The organism is Brachybacterium sp. AOP24-D1-21 (assembly GCF_052378665.1).
GTDB lineage: Bacteria > Actinomycetota > Actinomycetes > Actinomycetales > Dermabacteraceae > Brachybacterium.
Map to the genome: position 1 here is coordinate 2822601 of NZ_JBQSXX010000001.1, position 17532 is coordinate 2840132.

17 protein-coding genes are annotated in these 17532 nt (G+C 70.3%); 11 read left to right on the top strand and 6 right to left on the bottom strand.

The window, feature by feature from the left end; translation table 11 throughout:
* Positions 1–81 precede the first annotated feature (81 nt).
* From ACT3UF_RS12665 to purM, 6 genes are read left to right on the top strand one after another with little or no spacing between them, the layout of a single operon-like run.
* Positions 82–1380: an adenylosuccinate synthase gene (locus tag ACT3UF_RS12665; RefSeq protein WP_444605755.1), complete on the top strand. Its 1299-nt coding sequence runs from the start codon at positions 82–84 to the stop codon at positions 1378–1380.
* 1 nt (position 1381) lies between these two features.
* Entirely contained in the window at positions 1382–1786 is a 405-nt protein-coding gene (locus tag ACT3UF_RS12670) for a sterol carrier family protein (RefSeq protein WP_441446309.1), read from the top strand.
* The gene (locus ACT3UF_RS12675; RefSeq protein WP_441446310.1) at positions 1783–2580 is read left to right on the top strand and encodes a copper homeostasis protein CutC; all 798 of its coding nucleotides are present in this window, start codon (positions 1783–1785) and stop codon (positions 2578–2580) included. The genes ACT3UF_RS12670 and ACT3UF_RS12675 overlap by 4 nt, the downstream gene beginning before the upstream one ends.
* Before the next feature lie 5 nt (positions 2581–2585).
* Positions 2586–3032, top strand: coding sequence for a hypothetical protein (locus ACT3UF_RS12680; protein ID WP_441446311.1), 447 nt, complete (start codon positions 2586–2588; stop codon positions 3030–3032).
* A 53-nt stretch (positions 3033–3085) separates the two neighbouring features.
* Positions 3086–4576, top strand: coding sequence for an amidophosphoribosyltransferase (gene purF, locus ACT3UF_RS12685; RefSeq protein WP_441446312.1), 1491 nt, complete (start codon positions 3086–3088; stop codon positions 4574–4576).
* On the top strand, positions 4573–5721 hold the full coding sequence (gene purM / locus ACT3UF_RS12690; RefSeq protein ID WP_441446313.1) for a phosphoribosylformylglycinamidine cyclo-ligase: 1149 nt from the start codon (positions 4573–4575) through the stop codon (positions 5719–5721). Before purF ends, purM begins: the two co-directional genes overlap by 4 nt.
* Before the next feature lie 141 nt (positions 5722–5862).
* Here the strand turns inward: purM and ACT3UF_RS12695 are convergent, their stop codons facing one another.
* Positions 5863–6063 carry a DUF3073 domain-containing protein gene (locus tag ACT3UF_RS12695; protein WP_441444769.1) on the bottom strand — a complete coding sequence of 67 codons (201 nt, stop codon included), beginning with the start codon at positions 6061–6063 and terminating at the stop codon, positions 5863–5865.
* A 314-nt stretch (positions 6064–6377) separates the two neighbouring features.
* On the opposite strand from ACT3UF_RS12695, the gene ACT3UF_RS12700 reads away from it, so the two are divergent.
* Genes ACT3UF_RS12700 through ACT3UF_RS12710 form a run of 3 tightly spaced genes read left to right on the top strand, consistent with a single transcriptional unit; the run spans position 6378 to position 8117 of the window.
* A complete protein-coding gene (locus ACT3UF_RS12700) occupies positions 6378–6596 on the top strand; it encodes a BldC family transcriptional regulator (RefSeq protein WP_441444768.1) in 219 nt (72 codons plus the stop codon).
* Positions 6593–7660, top strand: a complete 1068-nt coding sequence (locus tag ACT3UF_RS12705) for an alpha/beta hydrolase (RefSeq protein ID WP_444608368.1) — start codon at positions 6593–6595, stop codon at positions 7658–7660. Before ACT3UF_RS12700 ends, ACT3UF_RS12705 begins: the two co-directional genes overlap by 4 nt.
* The gene (locus tag ACT3UF_RS12710; RefSeq protein WP_444608369.1) at positions 7641–8117 is read left to right on the top strand and encodes a hypothetical protein; all 477 of its coding nucleotides are present in this window, start codon (positions 7641–7643) and stop codon (positions 8115–8117) included. The genes ACT3UF_RS12705 and ACT3UF_RS12710 overlap by 20 nt, the downstream gene beginning before the upstream one ends.
* Before the next feature lie 101 nt (positions 8118–8218).
* Here ACT3UF_RS12710 and ACT3UF_RS12715 read toward each other — a convergent pair whose 3' ends face one another.
* Complete coding sequence (locus ACT3UF_RS12715; protein ID WP_444608370.1) at positions 8219–9367, bottom strand: lysylphosphatidylglycerol synthase domain-containing protein; 1149 nt, start codon at positions 9365–9367, stop codon at positions 8219–8221.
* A 60-nt stretch (positions 9368–9427) separates the two neighbouring features.
* Between ACT3UF_RS12715 and ACT3UF_RS12720 the strand changes: the two genes are divergently transcribed.
* Together ACT3UF_RS12720 and ACT3UF_RS12725 are read left to right on the top strand one after the other, a co-directional pair.
* Entirely contained in the window at positions 9428–9775 is a 348-nt protein-coding gene (locus ACT3UF_RS12720; RefSeq protein ID WP_444608371.1) for a hypothetical protein, read from the top strand.
* Positions 9776–9896: 121 nt separating this feature from the next.
* Positions 9897–12734, top strand: coding sequence for a UvrD-helicase domain-containing protein (locus ACT3UF_RS12725; RefSeq protein WP_444608372.1), 2838 nt, complete (start codon positions 9897–9899; stop codon positions 12732–12734).
* 163 nt (positions 12735–12897) lie between these two features.
* Here ACT3UF_RS12725 and ACT3UF_RS12730 read toward each other — a convergent pair whose 3' ends face one another.
* The 4 genes from ACT3UF_RS12730 to ACT3UF_RS12745 form a co-directional block, all read right to left on the bottom strand.
* Entirely contained in the window at positions 12898–13314 is a 417-nt protein-coding gene (locus tag ACT3UF_RS12730) for a VOC family protein (RefSeq protein ID WP_441444762.1), read from the bottom strand.
* 28 nt (positions 13315–13342) lie between these two features.
* Positions 13343–16351, bottom strand: coding sequence for a multicopper oxidase domain-containing protein (locus tag ACT3UF_RS12735; protein ID WP_441444761.1), 3009 nt, complete (start codon positions 16349–16351; stop codon positions 13343–13345).
* Positions 16352–16500: 149 nt separating this feature from the next.
* Positions 16501–16986 carry a hypothetical protein gene (locus ACT3UF_RS12740; RefSeq protein ID WP_441444760.1) on the bottom strand — a complete coding sequence of 162 codons (486 nt, stop codon included), beginning with the start codon at positions 16984–16986 and terminating at the stop codon, positions 16501–16503.
* Between the two features lie 14 nt (positions 16987–17000).
* On the bottom strand, positions 17001–17333 hold the full coding sequence (locus ACT3UF_RS12745; protein ID WP_441444759.1) for a hypothetical protein: 333 nt from the start codon (positions 17331–17333) through the stop codon (positions 17001–17003).
* Between the last annotated feature and the right edge of the window lie 199 nt (positions 17334–17532).

The window sequence follows — 17532 nt, forward strand, 5'->3', positions numbered from 1 at the left end:
GCTTGGTAGGATCCTCGCGGTCCTGTGCGCTCCCTGCGCCGCAGGCCCCCGTCAGTCCGTCCTCGTCCTCCAGGAGTCGCCATGCCCGCCGTCGTGATCGTCGGAGCCCAGTGGGGTGACGAGGGGAAGGGCAAAGCCACCGATCTCCTCGGTGAGCGGGTCGACTACGTCGTCAAGCCCAACGGAGGCAACAACGCCGGGCACACCGTGGTGGTGGACGGCGAGAAGTTCGAGCTGAAGCTGCTCCCCGCCGGCATCCTCTCGCCGCAGGTCACGCCCGTGATCGGCAATGGTGTGGTGGTAAATCTCGAGGCTCTGTTCGAGGAGATCGGGATGCTCGAGTCGCGCGGCGTGGACGCTTCGCGGCTGCGGATCAGCGCCAACGCCCACATCGTTGCGCCCTATCACCAGACGCTCGACAAGGTCACCGAGCGCTTCCTGGGCAAGCGCGCCATCGGCACCACCGGGCGGGGCATCGGTCCTGCGTACATGGACAAGATCGGCCGTCTCGGCATCCGTGTCCAGGACCTCTACGACGAGTCGATCCTGCGGCAGAAGATCGAGGGCGCACTGCGCCAGAAGAACGAGCTGCTGGTCAAGCTGTACAACCGGCGGGCGGTCGAGGTCGACGAGATCGTCGAGAACCTCCTGTCCTATGCCGAGCGCCTGCGCCCGATGGTGGTCGACGCCACGTTGGTGCTGAACGACGCGCTGGACCGGGGCGAGGTGGTCCTCATGGAGGGCGGCCAGGCCACCTACCTGGACGTCGACCACGGCACCTATCCGTTCGTCACCAGCTCCAACCCGACCGCGGGCGGTGCCTGCACAGGCACCGGCATCGGTCCCACCCGCATCGACCGGGTGATCGGGATCGTCAAGGCGTACACCACCCGTGTGGGCGCCGGGCCGTTCCCGACCGAGCTGTTCGACAAGTGGGGCGAGTACCTGCAGACCACCGGGGGAGAGGTCGGCGTGAACACCGGCCGCCCCCGTCGCTGCGGCTGGTACGACGCGCTGATGATCCGCCACGCGGTGCGCATCAACGGCTTCACCGACATCGTGCTGACCAAGCTCGACGTGCTCACCGGCATCGATGAGGTGCCGATCTGCACGGGCTATGACATCGACGGCGTGATCCACCGTGATATGCCGATGACGCAGACCGAGTTCCATCACGCCACGCCGATCTACGAGACGCTCCCGGGCTGGACCGAGGATCTCTCCGAGGCCCGCACCTTCGAGGAGCTGCCGGAGAACGCCCGCGCCTATGTGCTCCGTCTCGAGGAGCTCGCGGGCTGCCGGATCAGCGCCATCGGCGTGGGCCCGGACCGCGCCGCGACCATCGCTGTCCACGACCTGCTGCCGGAGGTGGCCGGCTGACGTGGTGAGCCGTCGTACCGATCCTGAGGCAGGGCGCAGCGCGCTCGCGACCTGGGCGACCGCGCCAGCGGATGCCGGACGCCCCGTCCTGGCCCCCGCGGTGCGCCACACCCTGGAGATGTTCGCCGAGGAGTTCCCCGGCGGCGCCGTCGAACTTCGGGTCCCACCCTATGCGGCGGTGCAGGCCATCGCCGGCACCCGCCACACCCGAGGCACCCCGCCCGCCGTCGTCGAGACCGACGCCGCCACCTGGCTCGCGCTGGTCAGCGGTGACCTCGCCTGGGCAGAGGCTGTCGCCGGTGGTCGTGTGCATGCCAGTGGCGAACGCAGTGACCTCGCAGAGCTGCTGCCGCTGCCCGGTCCGCGCCGCGTCGTGCGCGCCGCCCGTGAACAGGAGAAGCGATGAGCATCGCCGTAGAGATCGCGGTCGAGGACCTCGTGGGCCTCGATGTCGCCGCCAAGGCGGGCGCGGACCGGGTGGAGCTGTGCATCGAGCTCGAGCGCGGTGGGATCACCCCACCGCCCGAACTGGTCGAGGAATGCACGCGCCGGGCCGCCGCGCTGGTGGCAGCCCGAGATGCGAAGCCGCACTTCGATGTGCACGTGCTGATCCGCGCCCGGGCGGAGCGCGGCGACTTCCTGGACCATCCCGAGGAGTTCCTGTACTCCGAGGACGAGGTCGAGCTGATGGCCCGCCAAGCTCGTGACGCCGTGACCGCCGGCGCTGCCGGGGTGGTGATCGGGGCCCTCACCGAGTCGGGGGAGCTGGACGTCCCCGCGATCGAGGTCATCCGGGACGGGGCTCTGACCGCCGGCAGCGGCGCACTGCGAGGCATCACCCTCACCGCCCACCGCGCCGTCGACGCACTGCCCGGTCGTGCCGAGCGCGAGCACGCCGTGCGGACCCTGCTGGGCCTCGGCTTCCACCGCGTGCTCAGCTCGGGCGGCGCGGACCGTGCCCTGGACGGAGCCGAGGATCTGGGCGCCATGGTCGACGCCGCCGAGGGGCTGCTCGACATCTGCGCCGGTGGCGGAGTGCGTCCCGCGGACCTCGTCGATCTCGCGCGCCGCAGCGGCGTGCCCGACGTGCACCTGTCCGCTCGCCGTCGCGCCGGCGCACCGGTCGAGGCCGACGCCCCCGAGACCCGCACCGACCCGGCGATCGTCGCCGCGGCGGTCGACGCTGCTGGAGGACTGTGAACACTGTGAATGCACCCGAACACCCTGAACGCCCTGAACGCCCTGAACGCCCTGAACGCCCTGAACGCTCTGAGCGCCCTGAGCGCGCCGAGCCCGCTGGCCGTGATGAGAGCGACACCCCTGACGGTCACCAGGTCGCCACCCCGCAGGAGGCCACCCGAGAGGACGCCCCAGAGGCCGACGATCCGGCGACGGCGACCGCGGAGCCGGACGAGACCAGCATCTACGTGCGTCGCAGTCGCACCCCGACCCTGGGCTTCTGGGCCGCCGTCGCGATCGCGCTGCCTGCTGTGGCCGCGCTGATCAGCGCCCCGTTCTTCGACTTCGCAGACCTCGGCGGAGTGCTCAACTTCGTGCTGCTCGCCGCAGTCATCGTCGGTCTCCCGCTGGCCACGATCGCGGCCGTCATCGACTCGGTTCGCCACCGTCGGAAGAGCTCGCCCGAGCGCTGATCCCATGCTGGACGGCATGTCGGCGGGACCTCGCGCTGTGGCACTATGGACCGGTGGCACGCGGCGACGGAAAACTCTCCCATGACCTGCTCCCCGGTGAGAAGGGCCCGCAAGACGCCTGTGGCGTCTTCGGTGTCTTCGCGCCCGGCGAGGACGTCTCGAAACTGACCTATTACGGTCTCTATGCGCTGCAGCACCGCGGGCAGGAATCTGCCGGCATCGCCACCAGCGACGGCTCCCAGATCATGGTCTACAAGGACATGGGGCTGGTCTCCCAGGTCTTCGACGAGGCCTCCCTCGGAGCGCTCCAGGGACACATCGCGCTCGGGCACACCCGGTACTCGACCACCGGTGCCTCCAACTGGTCCAACGCCCAGCCGGCACTGGGCCCCCGCCCCGACGGCACCGTGGCGATGGCCCACAACGGCAACCTGGTGAACACCGAGGAGCTGCTCGAGCTGATCGCGGAGCGCCATGGCACGCCGCGCACCGGTGAGCTGGGACGCGGCAACACGACCGACACCGCCCTGGTCACCGCACTGCTGAACAGCGAAGGCCCGCTCGAGGACGCGCTGCGCGAGCTGATGCCGCACCTGCGCGGCGCCTACTGCTTCACCCTGATGGACGAGACCACCCTGTATGCGGCGCGTGACCCGCAGGGGATCCGCCCGCTGGTGCTGGGCCGGCTCGAGCGCGGCTGGGTGGTCGCCTCCGAGACCGCCGCCCTGGACATCTGCGGTGCGAGCTTCGTGCGGGAGATCGCCCCCGGCGAGATGATCGTCATCGACGAGCAGGGCCTGCGCAGCGAGCAGGTCATGAAGCCCGAGCCCAAGGGCTGCGTCTTCGAGTACGTCTACCTCGCCCGCCCCGACACCCGCATCGCCGGCCGCAGCGTGAACGAGGCCCGTGCCGAGATGGGCCGCCAGCTGGCCCGCGAACATCCCGTCGAGGCGGATCTGGTGATCCCGACCCCGGAATCCGGGACCCCGGCCGCGATCGGCTACGCGCAGGAGTCCGGTATCCCCTACGGCCAGGGGATGGTGAAGAACGCCTATGTGGGACGCACCTTCATCCAGCCCAGCCAGACCATCCGCCAGCTCGGGATCCGACTCAAGCTCAACCCGCTGCGAGAGGTGATCGCCGGCAAGCGACTGGTCGTCATCGACGACTCGATCGTGCGCGGCAACACCCAGCGCGCCGTGGTGAGGATGCTGCGCGAAGCCGGAGCAGCCGAGGTGCACGTGAGGATCTCCTCCCCGCCGGTGCGCTGGCCCTGCTTCTACGGCATCGACTTCGCCTCCCGGGCAGAGCTGATCGCCAACGGTCTGGGCATCGAGGAGATCGCCCGGTCCCTCGGTGCGGACTCGCTCGGCTACATCTCCGAAGAGGGGATGATCACCGCCACCGCACAGCCGGAAGAGGCGCTGTGCACCGCCTGCTTCTCCGGGAAGTACCCGGTCGCCCTGCCGGAGCCCGTCGCCCGGGCGCAGGGCATCACCCAGGCTCGTGAGCCCGAGCCCGCCGTCGTCGGGAAGGACGCATGAACACCACGGACCCCAGGCCCGCTTCGATCACCTACGCCGGATCGGGGGTGGACACCGCCGCTGGAGACCGCGCCGTCGAGCTGATGAAGGAGGCCGTGGCCGCGACCCACGGGCCGCAGGTGCTCGGCGGGATCGGCGCCTTCGCCGGCCTCGTCGACGTCAGCGCGCTCAAGGAGTACCGGCGCCCGCTGCTGGCCTCCTCGACCGACGGAGTGGGCACCAAGATCGCGATCGCCCGCGAACTCGACATCCACGACACCATCGGACGTGACCTGGTGGGCATGGTCGTGGACGACATCATCGTGGTCGGTGCAGCGCCGCTGGCCATGACCGACTACATCGCGTGCGGCAAGGTGGTGCCCGAGCGGATCGCCGACATCGTGCGCGGCATCGCCGAGGGCTGCCAGATCGCCGGCTGCGCCCTGGTGGGTGGAGAGACCGCTGAGCACCCCGGGCTGATGGCCGCCGAGGACTATGACGTGGCCGGTGCCGCCGTCGGCGTCGTCGAAGCTGATGAGCTGCTCGGACCGGACCGCGTCCGGGCCGGCGACGTGGTGATCGGGATGGACGCCTCCGGTCTCCACTCCAATGGATACTCCCTGGTGCGCGCCGTGATCGCGGCCGCAGGCGTCTCGCTGGAGGCGCATGTCGACGATTTCAGTCGCACGCTCGGCGAGGAGCTCCTCGAGCCCACCCGCATCTACACCGCGGATCTGCTCGCCGTGCTGCGGGATGCACGCACCACCGGTGCGATCCACGCGCTGAGCCATGTCACCGGCGGCGGCCTCGCCGCGAACCTCGCCCGCGTGATGCCCCGCGGGCTCGCCGCACGCGTGGACCGTGCACGCTGGCAGCCCGGCGCCGTGTTCTCCCGCGTGGCGCAGTGGGGCTCGGTGCCTCAGCTGGATCTCGAAGGGACCCTGAACATGGGCGTCGGGATGGTGGCGCTGGTCGATCCCACGAAGGCCGACGCCACGTTGGCGGTGCTCGCCGAGCAGGGTCTCGGGGCGCGCGTGATCGGCGAGGTCGTCGGCGAGGACGCGCTGCCCGAGCCGGGCGCTGCACTCGAGCATGTGGTCGCCGGCGCGAAGGGCGTCGACGGCGGCTCGGTTCTCCTTGCGGGGCAGTACCCCGGCTGGTCCTGAGACTCCGCTGGTCACGGCACTGGTTCGTGACACAGGGGCCGTGACTTCGTGACACAGGGGCCGTGACACAGCAGGAGGGCCGACCCAATGGGTCGGCCCTCCTGCTGTGTCACGGTGCTTCCCGGCTGGTGCCGGGCGTCCTCAACGGCGATAGACGGACGGAGCGTCTTCGTCGGCCCGGTCGTCGCTGTCCTCGGCCCGACTGTCTCCATTGGCGGAGGCTGTCTCGCCTCTCTGAGACTGCAGCTCGCGCTGCAGTGCCGTGAGGTCCGTCGGCGGGCTGTAGTACTTGAGGTCCCGTGCCACCTTGGTGTGCTTGGCTTTCTGTCGGCCGCGACCCATGGATCTGACCCCCTGTGCATCGGCTGCCGGGTGCTCTTGTCGACCCGGAAGATGGCATTAGTTTCGTGGGCCCAGGGTACATGGTCGCCCTGTCGTCCGGCGAACCCCGAGGAGTGAGACGTGCCGGACATCCCTTCGGGGAATCAGGATGTGACCCAGAGGGCACGGCCGAACTCTGGATATTGGCACGACACTGGTCATAAGTTTGCTCGACTTCAGACATTACCCAGTAGTCTGGAGACCGGAGCGCACATCACCTGTCTATCAGGGCGCTGCCCGCTCCCCGATGCCCGCAGTGAAAGGTCGCACGCCCCATGAATGCATCCACGGAGCAACACCCCGCGGGCAATGAGGACACCGCGGAACTACTGACCCCCGCCGAGGTCGCCAAGATGTTCCACGTCGACCCCAAGACGGTCACCCGCTGGGCCCAGGCAGGAAAGCTCACCTACATGCGCACCCTCGGCGGCCATCGCCGCTACCGCCGCGATGAGGTCGTCGACCTGCTCCAGGACAGCACCAAGGACGAGTGAGCAGAGACCCGATCCTGGGGGAGGGGTACACAGCGCACCCGATCGACCTCGGAGCGGATGACGAAGGACCCCTGATCGCCACGCTGATACATCGCGAGGCGACGGACACCCCACAGCCGGTCGGTGCAGAGGCGTCGGGTGCGGCGAAGAAGCCGCCGATCCTGCTGATGCACGGATGGTCCGACTATCTGTTCAACCGTGATCTGATGGAGCACCTGGGACGCCACGGGCATGAGGTCTGGGGCTTGGACCTGCGCAAGCACGGACGCAGCCTGCTCCCCGGCCAGACCGCGACCGAGGTCGATCATCTCAACCGCTATGACCAGGAGATCGGGGCCGCGCTGCGGATCATCGGTCGGGACCGGCCACCCGTGCTGCTGGCCCACTCCACCGGCGGGCTCACCGCGACGCTCTGGGCCCAGCGTCATCCCGGCACGGTGGCAGGCCTGGCGCTGAACTCCCCGTGGCTCGAGATGCACCTGGGCCCCGTGGCCCGATCCCTCGCGGACGGCCCGGTGAGGCTGCTCGCTGGCCGGCTCCGCGAGCGTCCCATCCTTCCCACCGGCAGCGAGAACTACGCCCGTGCCACCCATCGCGACTTCGGCGGGCCCTACGACTACGATCTGGCGCTCAAACCCCCCGGAGGTCACCGACTGCCGGCCGACACCCTCGGCGCGATCATCGACGGCCAGCGCCGCCTCGCCGCTGCTGGTCCGCTGACGATCCCCGTGCTGGTGATGCACTCCGCGCGCAGCCGGATAGGCGGCCGGTTCGTCGAGGAGATGCGGCGCGCCGATTCGGTGCTGGACGTCCGTGCCCTCGCCCGTGCCGCCGCCCGATTAGGTCCCGAGGTGCGGATCGAGGCGATCGAAGGCGCCCGCCATGACGTCTTCCTCTCCGACGCGGATGCCCGGTCCAGGGCCATCGCGATCCTGGACGAATGGCTGGATACGTTCAGCGCACGTGCCCCTACCATGAGTGCACTCGACGGTGCCTCCGACCTCGGCACCTCGGTGCCAGCACGTCCCGGGAAGGAGCTGAACGATGGCCACGGATCCGCATGAGCTGCGAGGGCACGCCGCTGCCCTGCGCCGGGCCGCCGATCGCCTCACCATCCTGCGGCTGCGACTTGCCAACTCCCTGGTCGACGTCACCCTCTCCGAGGATCCGGAGACCCGCGAGATCGGCGAGGAGATCCACGACCGCTGGACCCTGGACCACTATCCGGAGCTGGGAAGGGTCGCGAGCGGAATGCGGGCCAGCGCCAAGCAGCTGGACGACGCCGCCGTGGCCGCCGAACGCAGCAGCGGGCGCAGGCTCGGCGGATACTCGGGCGCTGGATTCCTGGGCAGTGGTGATGACGCGCATCGTCACGTGCAGGATGTCGCTGCCTTCGTCGGCACCGAGCACGGTGCCAGCATCGGTGGCTTCCCGTTGCTGCCCAGCGCCAGCGAGGGCCTCCTCGCCCACCCCTCCCACACTCTCGGCATCGACACCCCCGACTACGACGAGATGGGCTGAGTCCCTCTCCTCCCACGGGACCCGGGCCGGGCCCTGCCGACTGGCCCAGCGCTGCCGGCTCAGTGCTCCAGGCTGAGTGCTCCAGGATGAGTGCTGCCGGCTCAGCGCGCCGGGCGGCGATCAGGCGCGAAGCTCAGCGCGGCCACCGCAGCGAGCGCACCTCCCAGCAGCGGGACGATCAACATGGTCACCAGCAGCAGGAGCATCGCCGCAGCGGACTCGGCGGCACCCACCCCCAGGGCCACCAGCGCAGCGGCTCCGACGGCCTCGGAGACGCCGGCACCGCCCGGGGTCAGGGGTACCAGGGAGAGCAGCCTCCCGAGCGCGAAGATCGCCACCGTCAGCGCCAGCGGGACGGTGGCCCCCACCGCCTCGAAGGCCGCCAGCAGCGCGATCCACTGCAGCAGCCGGGCGCCGATCGTGGGTGCCAGCAGCTGCAGCGGACGTCGCCGGAGCATCTGCACCAGGGCGTCGCGCTGCGTGAGGATCTCAGCGGCGAGGTGCTCGGGCAGCGTCTGCCCGAACTGGGCGAGGATCTTCGCCAGCACCGGCCGGCGCAGCAGCACTGCGGTGAGCGCGAGGGCGAGCACAGCGCCGAGAACCGCGACCAGCGCCGCCCACAGCGCACCGGGCAGCGCGATCCCCGTCGGCGCCAGCACCGAGCTCAGCGCATAGGCGGCAAGTCCCAGCAGCGGGATCAGCACCGAGGTGATCACCATCTCGACCAGTGACGCGGCGACGATGCCGGTGAAGATGAGCGGCAGCGCGAGCCCGGAGCGGCGCAGGATCCAGCCCAGCACGCCCAGCCCCAGCACTGAGCCCCCCGGGATGGCCAGGGTGGTCGCCGACGAGGCGGCGTGCCCCAGCAGGGCGGGGCGCCAGCGTGACCCGGGCAGAGCGGCACGCACGGTGAGCGATTCCAGCACCAAAGCCCCGACTCCGAGCACCACCATGGCGGGCAGCGCCCACAGCGGCAAGGACGCGAGGGTCCCACCGATCTCCGCCCAGCTCGCACCGGTGGCCCAGGGGAGCGCCCAGCCGAGCAGCGCGATCACCAGCGCTCCGGAGAGAGCTCCTGCGACGAGGCGCCCCGGGGTGAGGCGGGGCGGGCGCTCGGCGTCGAACTCGGAGAGCTCCTGGGCGAGCCAGTCGGGATCTCGCCGAGCGGGCGCGGCGTCGTTCGCGCCGAGCGGCTCGGCGCCGGGACCGGGATCCGGAGAATCGGGGGAGCCTGGGGAAGCCGCTGACATGCGGTGATTCTCGCACGCGGTGGGCAGAGTTCTCTCAGGGGAAGGATCTAACATGGTGTCATGTCCTTCCTGTTCTCCCTCCTTGTCGTGCTGCACCTGATCTGCTGGGCCGTGGCGCTCGGCACCTGGGTGGCAGCTGCCCGTACCCGCCAGCCGAACAAGGGCATGGCCCACGCCACGGCAGGTGCCGTCGTGATCGGCGTCCTGCTCGCCGCTCTGGTCTCGATCCCGGGCGCCCTCCCCGGCGACCCGAACCACATGAAGCTCGGGATCAAGCTGCTGATCGGTGTGGTCGCCGTGGTGCTCGCCTACATCGCGAACAAGAAGGGCCCCGAGACCTCCTCCGCGGTGTGGTTCGGCATTCCCACCGCGATCGTCGCGAACGTGATCATCGCCGTCTTCGTCTGAGCCGCGCCCGGCTGAAACACACCGCCGGAGCGTGCTCACGCTCACTCTCCTCACCGATCAGTCCACAACGGGGCCCGACAGCACACACGCTGTCGGGCCCCGTGCCTATCCTGGAACCCTCATGAGCTCACTTTTCGACGACCTCTCGCTGCCCGATGCCTTCCGCCGACTGGATGGCGTGTCGGTGACCCCTGCCGCTCCTGCGATGAGGCGAGTCGAGGAGCGCGACCGCTCCGTGGAGCCGCCTCTGCCCGACGGACCGCCGGAGGAGGACGAGCCCCCCTACGGCGACGACGAGCCCCCCTATGCCGAGGACGAGCCGCACTATGGCGAGGAGTCTCCATTCGATGCGGCGCCCCCGGCGCAGGACCGCCCCGTGCCGCAGCCTCCGGCGGATCTGGCCGAGGCCCCGCACCCCGCCGAGCGAGAGCAGGCGAGGGGAAGCTGGCGATCACCCGCCGGCGCCGCAGCGGCGGATCTGGCAGAACTGACCGACGGGCTGAACCCGGCACAGCATGAGGCCGTCGAGCACCGTGGCAGCCCCCTGCTGATCGTCGCCGGCGCCGGCTCGGGCAAGACCCGCGTGCTCACCCGCCGGATCGCGCACCTGCTGCGCACCGGCGAGGCGATGCCCGGCGAGATCCTCGCGATCACCTTCACCAACAAGGCCGCGGCCGAGATGCGGGAACGCGTCGGAGAGCTGGTGGGGCCGGTGGCCCGCAGCATGTGGGTCGCCACCTTCCACAGCGCCTGTGTGCGCATCCTGCGCCGAGATGCCCAGGCGGCAGGGCTCAAGAGCTCCTTCACCATCTACGACAGCGCGGACTCCCTGCGGCTGATCACCACGATCGCCAAGGACCTGCAGCTGGACACCAAGAAGCACGCCCCCCGGGCACTGGCCTCGCGCATCTCGAGTCTGAAGAACGACCTGGTCGAGCCGGCGGACTTCGCCGCCCAGGCAGAGAGCGCGAAGAACCCCTTCGAGCGGACCCTGGCCCGGATCTTCACCAACTACACCGAGCGGCTGCGCCAGGCCAACGCCGTGGACTTCGATGACCTGATCGGGCTGACGGTGGCCCTGCTGCGGGACAACCCGGCGATCCGGGAGGGCTATCGCCGACGGTTCCGGCACCTGCTGGTGGACGAGTACCAGGACACCAACACCGCCCAGTACCAGCTGGTGCGGGAGCTGGTGGGGGAGGACCCTCGCGCTGACCTCACCGTCGTGGGCGACTCGGATCAGTCGATCTACGCCTTCCGCGGTGCGACCATCCGCAACATCGTCGAGTTCGAGCAGGACTTCCCCTCGGCCCGCACCATCGTGCTCGAACAGAACTACCGCTCCACCCAGAACATCCTGTCCGCGGCGAACTCCGTGATCGAGGAGAATGCCGGGCGGCGCAAGAAGAACCTGTGGACCGATCAGGGCCAGGGCGAGAAGATCACCCTCTACGTCGCTGACGACGAGCGGGAGGAGGCGCGGTACATCGGCCGCCAGATCGACGCCCTGGTGGACGACGGCCGCCGTGCCGGCGAGATCGCGATCTTCTACCGTGCCAACGCCCAGTCCCGGGCGCTCGAGGATCAGCTGATCCGGGTCGGGCTGCCCTATCGGGTGGTCGGTGGCACGCGCTTCTACGAGCGCCGTGAGATCAAGGACGCGATCGCCTACCTGCAGGTGCTCGCCAACCCGGCCGACGAGATCAACCTGCGCCGCATCCTCAACGTCCCCAAACGCGGCATCGGCGACCGGGCCGAAGCAACGATTGCGATGCTCGCCGAACGAGACCGGATCGGGTTCGGCGAGGCACTGCGCCGTGCCGAGGAGGCGCCCGGAATCGCCACGCGCTCGCTGAACGCCGTGCGCGTCTTCGTGGCGATGCTCGAGGATCTGCAGGAGATGGCCGAGGCCGGGCACGGCCCCGCCGCGCTGCTCGAGGCGATCCTGCAGCGCTCGGGCTATTACGCCGAGCTGCAGGGCAGCGATGATCCGCAGGACGAGTCCCGTCTGGAGAACCTCGCCGAGCTGATCAGCGTCGCCGCCGAGTTCGAGGCGCAGACCGAAGAGGCCGACGCGGTGGCCAGCGAGTACGAGGACGAGATGGCGGAGGCAGGCGACGCTCCGGCAGCGGTCGATGTGAGCTCCGCCACCGTCACCACCACCACCGCCGCTGACGCCACCCCCGCAGCGGATGCTCCCGGCGCCGACGTCGCGCCCGATGCCGCACTGACTGCTCCGGATGATCCCGAGGCGAGCCTTGTGGACCGCTTCCTGGAGAAGGTCTCCCTGGTCGCCGATGCGGACCAGATCCCCGGGGAGGAGGACCAGTTCGTCACCTTGATGACCCTCCACACCGCCAAGGGCCTCGAGTTCCCGGTCGTCTTCCTCACCGGGATGGAGGACGGCACCTTCCCCCACAACCGCACGCTCGGCGACCCGGAGGAGCTCGAGGAGGAGCGGCGCCTCGCGTATGTGGGCATCACTCGCGCCCGAGAGAAGCTCTACCTGACCCGCGCGCAGATGCGCTCCACCTGGGGGCAGTCGCAGTTCATGCCCGCCAGTCGCTTCCTCGACGAGGTCCCTGAAGAGGTGCTCGACGTCGCCCGTGCGGGGTCCACCCTCAGCGGTGCCGGATTCGGCGGGAGCTACAGCGGCTCGGGCGGCTACGGCGGGGGCCGCAGCACCAGCTCCCAACGCGGACCCTCCTTCAGCGGCGGCATCGGCGGCGGGCGCAGCGACATCAAGCGACCGAGCCTCGGCTCGGGCCGCAAGGCGACCCCTGCGGAGAAGCTGCCCCAGCTCGTGGCAGGTGATCGGATCACCCATGACTCCTTCGGGATGGGGACGGTCACCGAGGTCGCCGGGCAGGGGGACAAGACCCAGATCGAGGTGCAGTTCAAGCCTCCGCACGGCACCAAGCGCCTGGTGCTGCGCTACGCCGCAGTCACCAAGCTCTGAGCACACCAAGCTCTGAGCACACCTGGACCGCGAGGCCCCGCTCTTGCGGGACTCGCGGGGCCGGGCTCTGGCGGGGTCGAGGGCCTGACTCCGGCGGAGCCCAGGGGCCTGGCTCGTGCGTGGCCCGTCGGACCGAACTCCGGCGCGGCCTGCTCAGCCGGGCTCAGGGAGCGAGGACCAGCTCCACCTCGATGCCCTCGGCGTCCTCGCCGTACCAGGCTGTGTGGTCCTGCCCGCCGGCGTGTGGGTAGCGCTCGGCGAACAGCTCGCGCCAGCCGTGCTCCGGGGCGGCGCTCCTGATCGCGTCGAGGACGGCACGGTCGGTCACCCGCAGGGCGAGATGGTTCATGCCCGGGGAGCGACGCTCCGAGCGCGTGCCGAGCACGTCCGGGGACTGCTCGAGCACCAGGTAGCCGCCATCTGCCGAGCGCCAGATGCGGCCCCGCTCCCAGCCCTCCAACCGTTCGGCCGCCCAGCCGAGGGTCGTCATCAGCCAGTGCCAGGCTGGCTCTGCGGCGGCGAGATCTGCGGTCCACAGCTCAAGATGATGGAGGCCTGAACGAGGCGGCGGTGAGGTCATGGGCTGACGGTACCACCGCAGCGGACTCTCAGCCGGTCACCCGGATCAGTGCTCGCGCCCCGCGCTCCATCTCCACGAAGGAGTGGTTCACCGCGGTATAGGTGCCCGGCTCGTCGAAGACCAGCTCGACGAACCCGCCCTGCGCGGCAGCGAGGTCCAGCGCCTGCGACCCGCCACGGTTCTCGTTGTCCGGGCGCAGCAGATACTCACCCTCCTTGAACACGGTGTCGAACACCCCGCCCACCACATGGAAGGAGATCCCCCGCGACGGGCCGGCGGCGAGCACCCACAGGCGCACCCGTTCACCCACTCGAGCCTCGAGCGGGGCGTGGACGTACTGGTTGGCATGCCCGTTGAACACGGTGGCGTCCGGCTGCTCGGCTGCGATCTTCGCAGGGCTGACGGGATGGGCGCCCTCGTGCATCGCCGCGTCATATCCGGCGGCACCCTCGGGCACCAGGTAGTGCTCGGACTGGACCAGCACGTACTCGCGGTCCACCTCCGCCAGGACCGCTGGCGGGACGATCAGCGCCCCGACCATCCCGGCCGCCAGGTGGACGCTCATCGGCATGGTCGAGCAGTGATAGAGCCAGATCCCGGCATAGTCGGTGGTGATCGAGTATTCGAGGCTCTCGCCGGGCGGGATGGTGCGCATCGACTGGTCCGGGGAGATGCGTCCGGCGTGCAGGTCCAGCGAGTGCCCCATCGAGCCGTGGTTCACCAGATCGACGGTGAGCCGTGCCCCGAGCTCAGAGCGCAGCACCGGGCCGACCACCGTGCCGCCGAAGGTCATGGCGTCCATCCGCACCCCCGGGGCGATCTCGGCGTCGACCTCCGTGATCTCGAGGGGGAGGCGCTGCTGCGGTCCTGCGCTCGGCGGCAGGAGCGCCGGGCGGGGGCGGTGGGCGGTGCCCGGAGCGGCCTGCAGATCCAGGGGGATCCGAGCGAGCTCCTGCCCGGTCGCACCAGCGGAAGGATGCTCGGGCCCGGGTGCGGCGCCTGCTCCGCCGGCAGTGATCTGGAGGGTCATCCCCATCGCGCGGTGGCCGACGATCGAGCACCAGCCTTCCAGGTCGTGGCCGATCACCCCGGCATCCACCGTGGTGCTCTCCCCGGGCTGCAGCCGACCGGAGGAGACACCGCTGGCCAGCACGAGGTCGTGCACGTCATAGGGGTCGTCATTGCTCAGCTCGATCACCAGCGCGTTCCCGGCGGGCACGTCGAGAGTGGAGGGGGAGAAGCGCATCTCCGCCATGCTCACCGCGATGGTGGTGGTCGCTCCGGTGGGGGCGACCGCGCTGCCGACGCCGGCCCCGTGCAGAGCGCCGTGGTCGGGGACCGAACCCTGTGCACGGTCCAGCGAGGTGCCCAGCGCTGTCGCTCCCAGCACCGAACCGATCCCCAGCAGCGCACCGGTCAGCGCCCGACGGTCCATCCCCTCGGAGCGGGACGCCGAAGCGGCCGCTGCCCGGGGCGGGGCCGACGGGGAGGGCGTTGCCTCCGCGCTGGCGGGGGCCGGAGCGGAAGGCGATGCCGCTGCGTCGGCGGTGGCTGGAACGGAGGCCGGTGCCGCCGCGCTGACGGGAGTCGACGGGACCGGCAGGGCCGAGGCGGTCCCGGTCGCGGCGCCGGGCGCCGTGTCAGGGGCCCGGACCGGCATCGGCAGGCCGACGCCTCGATTCCGCACGCTCGCCCTGATGGCCATGACCATCAGCACCAGGAACGTGAACAGCACCGCGAAGCCCAGCAGCGAGAGCACCACCCGCGACAACGACCCGAAGTCCGCGACGTCGGCCGTTCCGAGCGTGAGCGCAGCGAACACCGCCCCAGAGGCGGAGGTCCCGATCCCGGACAGCACGAACAGTGCGACCGCGAGGTTGTAGGTGACGATGCGCAGCACCGCGAAGCGGCTCATCACCTCGAGCGCGGCCTTCGTGGACCGTGGGCCGCCGCGCATCGTCACAGGCAGCAGGTAGCTCATCGCGCCCAGCAGCACCTGCAGCAGGAAGCCGGTCACGAACGGAACAGTCAGCTGCTGGATATCCGCGGCGACCAGCGAGCTGGCGAGCTGCTCGTCGGCCGATCGCCACCACATCGCCAGCAGCCCCACCACGGTCACCGCGAACCAGATCACCCCGGATGCGATCGAGAGCACGGGGAACAGCGGCAGCGGCACGGTGCGCTCCTGGCGGGCGGCGCGGAGCGTCACCTGGATCAGGGTCACCGCGACCCAGGCGAAGGAGCCCAGGTAGGCGAGCAGGAAGGCGCAGCCGAGGAGCGTCGAGCCCAGCAGGGCGCCTGCGGTCGCACCGAGCACCGCCAGCAGCATGCCCAGCAGGCCGCCCGCTGACCGCCGAGCAGCGGCCAGCTCGATCCGGGTGCGCAGCACCGTGGGCCACAGCGTCAGCAGGGTGCCGGTGACCGTGATCCCCACGAAGCCCAGGATGTTCACCAGCTGGTGGGCGAGCAGCAGACGTCCCTGCCACGGCTCGCCCGGGCTGAACGCCATCACTGCGCCGAGCGTCGCACCCACCGGGATCAGGCAGGCCGCGCCGATGTACGCCTTGACGGTGAACTCGAAGCGAGGCGCCAGAGCCGCTCGGATCTGGGCACCGAGCGCCACGGCGTACCAGACCAGCGCAGCGGAGACCATCAGAGCCCCGAGCACCACCACCCAGGGCCAGGTCGGCAGCATGCCGAGGATCGTGACCAGCACCCCGGCGCTCAGCAGACGGATGCGGCTGAGCTGTCGGGGCCGGGACTCCTCACCCAGGCGGGTCTTCAGCAGCGCCTCGGTGAAATGCTGCCCCCACACCATGATCGAGGTGGTGATCAGCCCCAGGGTCACCATGTGCACCAGCAGCCAGCGTGACTGCGGTATCCATTGATGGGTCAGCACCACCACGACCAGCGCGACCATCCACAACGAGACGGGGCGGGACGCGCGGCGATGCCAGGAGCCACGGCCCGACGAGCCCTCCGGGCGGGGACGACCGCGGAGCGGGGTGGCGGCGTGGGGGAGGGACGGCTCAGGCATGACCACCTCGGGGGGAGGCTCCGGCCGGGACGACGTTCATCCGGTCGAGCCACGGGCAGGGACCTATCCAGAGTAGATCCGTGGGCCGCACTACGGCGGTGGCGAAGGTCCTGGGTCGGTCAGGCCCGCGACTCTGCGGAGCCGGCCGGTCAGGCCCGCGGCTCGGCGGCGGGCGGCTGCGCCTCCCGGGCGCGCTTCCACTGCGCATACACGCCACCGGCGAAGCTGACCACCACGATCACCGCGACGATGATCAGCACCGTGGTGAAAGGGATCGGGATCCCGGCCGCAGCGAGCACGCCCCAGATGATGAAGAGGGACAGCCCGATCAGCAGGGCGTCCCGCAGAGAACGCAGGATCCGGGGGCCGATGTTCGCAGCCGTCACGCGGCGGCTGGCCACCGTGTAGTAGGCGACGGCGTCGCTGCGGAGCCTGTCGCCGTCGACCCGTGGCCGTTCTGAGGTCGTGGTCCGCGGCGAGGAGTGCTCGTCGCGCCCTTCGTCGATCGCCTTCCCGGCGGCGCGGACGTAACCGCCCGCTCGGTCGGAAGCGCGCCGGGCGGCGTCGCGCGCCTCCGGGGCCTGCTTGCGGGCCGTATTTCGAGCGGCCTTCGCGTACGTCTTCCAATCGGCCATGGCGACTCTTCCTCTCAGCGGTTCTCGTCGCGATGCTCGCGCACCGGGTGGCGGTCGCGGTCACGAGGGTCCATGCGGCGCTGATCTCGCGCATCGTCCTCACGGAAGCGGATGTCTCCGCCTCCGCGGTTCTCCCGCTGCGGCCGGGGATGCTTCGCGCGGTAGTCGGTGTAGTAGGACAGGCCCACGTTCAGGGCCAGCGTGATGGCCACGGACAGGACGAAGCCCGCGAACGTGGAGCGCACCCCGACCAGCCGCAGCACGATGAACAGCACGCCGATCGCGATCACGCTGAAGCCGATGTGGTCCCGTACTCGCCGGACCAGGCCGCGGGGTCGTCGATTCATCCCGTCATCGTAGTCGCGCCGGCTGGACATGCACCCAGGACGAGGTCGGGTCTCGTGGGCGGTGCGGGGGCAGGGCGGGCGCGGGGAGCGCAGGACGGGCGCGGGGGAGCCCCGCCAGGTCGTGACCGCATCGAGTGAGACTCCACGCACACCATTGCCAGTGGTGCGATCACGGTCGGGGGAAGCGATACCCTGGCGA

What these genes read in the sequence shown, in the direction of transcription:
- ACT3UF_RS12745 (WP_441444759.1), bottom strand. Translation starts at nt 17,333, where the DNA reads ATGAATCGACGACCCCGCGGCCTGGTCCGGCGAGTACGGGACCACATC.
- ACT3UF_RS12735 (WP_441444761.1), bottom strand. Translation starts at nt 16,351, where the DNA reads ATGCCTGAGCCGTCCCTCCCCCACGCCGCCACCCCGCTCCGCGGTCGT.
- purM (WP_441446313.1), top strand. Translation starts at nt 4,573, where the DNA reads ATGAACACCACGGACCCCAGGCCCGCTTCGATCACCTACGCCGGATCG.
- ACT3UF_RS12725 (WP_444608372.1), top strand. Translation starts at nt 9,897, where the DNA reads ATGAGCTCACTTTTCGACGACCTCTCGCTGCCCGATGCCTTCCGCCGA.
- ACT3UF_RS12710 (WP_444608369.1), top strand. Translation starts at nt 7,641, where the DNA reads ATGGCCACGGATCCGCATGAGCTGCGAGGGCACGCCGCTGCCCTGCGC.
- ACT3UF_RS12740 (WP_441444760.1), bottom strand. Translation starts at nt 16,986, where the DNA reads ATGGCCGATTGGAAGACGTACGCGAAGGCCGCTCGAAATACGGCCCGC.
- ACT3UF_RS12720 (WP_444608371.1), top strand. Translation starts at nt 9,428, where the DNA reads ATGTCCTTCCTGTTCTCCCTCCTTGTCGTGCTGCACCTGATCTGCTGG.
- ACT3UF_RS12715 (WP_444608370.1), bottom strand. Translation starts at nt 9,367, where the DNA reads ATGTCAGCGGCTTCCCCAGGCTCCCCCGATTCTCCGGATCCCGGTCCC.
- ACT3UF_RS12700 (WP_441444768.1), top strand. Translation starts at nt 6,378, where the DNA reads ATGAATGCATCCACGGAGCAACACCCCGCGGGCAATGAGGACACCGCG.
- ACT3UF_RS12695 (WP_441444769.1), bottom strand. Translation starts at nt 6,063, where the DNA reads ATGGGTCGCGGCCGACAGAAAGCCAAGCACACCAAGGTGGCACGGGAC.
- ACT3UF_RS12675 (WP_441446310.1), top strand. Translation starts at nt 1,783, where the DNA reads ATGAGCATCGCCGTAGAGATCGCGGTCGAGGACCTCGTGGGCCTCGAT.
- ACT3UF_RS12730 (WP_441444762.1), bottom strand. Translation starts at nt 13,314, where the DNA reads ATGACCTCACCGCCGCCTCGTTCAGGCCTCCATCATCTTGAGCTGTGG.
- ACT3UF_RS12665 (WP_444605755.1), top strand. Translation starts at nt 82, where the DNA reads ATGCCCGCCGTCGTGATCGTCGGAGCCCAGTGGGGTGACGAGGGGAAG.